1 protein-coding gene is annotated in these 972 nt (G+C 43.7%); it reads right to left on the bottom strand.

Translation table 11 applies throughout. The features are described from left to right. Nucleotides 1-142: 142 nt before the first annotated feature. On the bottom strand, nucleotides 143-730 hold the full coding sequence (locus tag QEH59_RS18585; protein WP_308986885.1) for a hypothetical protein: 588 nt from the start codon (nucleotides 728-730) through the stop codon (nucleotides 143-145). Nucleotides 731-972: the final 242 nt, after the last annotated feature.

Below are 972 nucleotides of genomic sequence, written 5' to 3'. Positions count from 1 at the left end.
TCCGGGTCAATTCGACTGTGAATGGCTGCTGTTTTCATACTTTTGAATGTGTTGCATATGCAACACATGTCAAGCTGCCAATTCTCTCACCATCGGTGAGCATGAGCGATGGCGCGTTAGCGACATTGCTCAGTGCGATTGGTTAATTCTTTAGTGTTTCAAATAGTTCGTCGAGGAATGGATCGAATACGTCTCTAAAGTAGTGAACGAAAGCCACCCCCGGGAGCTTCCCTCGGAATCTAAAACCTCCATCAGTCTTGAGTGGCACAGGGTATCGTCCTCTCCAAATTACAATCTCTGTGCAATACGCTAGGATTTCTTTTATACCATCTTCTGTTTCTGGTTTAAGAACTCCCGCTTCCTTCGCTAGTTTCTCAAGGTTGTGAGTGTCGATACTGGAGTTTCCTTTTTTTGAGATCTCTGCTGATGTTACATTTCTGGTTCCGTCCACAATTGTTGTGAATTGAATGGATTTAGGGTCTTTCTTAATCAAGATTCCCTTCAGGGCACATTCGGCCGACAAGCCATAAAGTAATTGTGAGTTACTTAGTAGGTTTTCAGCTAATTCGTTTTGGAATACGTCAATATCCAGAGGTCGGGTCGAAACCCCTTTGAGCCATTCTTTTTCGAATAGATCCCAAACTGCTTCCGCTGCTTTCCTCAATGAGAGAGCTTTCTTTTCCCAGTGCGTGGGGTCAGACGCGCATTCGATGAATCTATTAACTTCCATTTTTTCTTAATTAACGGTGAGATGTATCGATGGAGTGGAGGCGGAGCCGTAACGGAATTGATACGATCGACTGGTTAGAATATCATTTTGGATCGTCGTGTGGTTAAATCTTAATATTTTGCGTTTGACCCCTTTTGCCTCCCTCTGCACTGCTGTCCAAAACAGAGGATTCCTCGGTAAGATGCCTTGATTTTTAGCGTGTTGAGAAGTGATTGAGGTGATTTTTCAGAAGTATGCCTAGG

The organism is Thalassobacterium sedimentorum (genome assembly GCF_031127905.1).
Taxonomy (GTDB): Bacteria; Verrucomicrobiota; Verrucomicrobiia; order Opitutales; family Coraliomargaritaceae; genus Thalassobacterium; species Thalassobacterium sedimentorum.
Note: the sequence above shows the minus strand (reverse complement) of the source record. Positions and strands in the feature narration are given on the sequence as shown.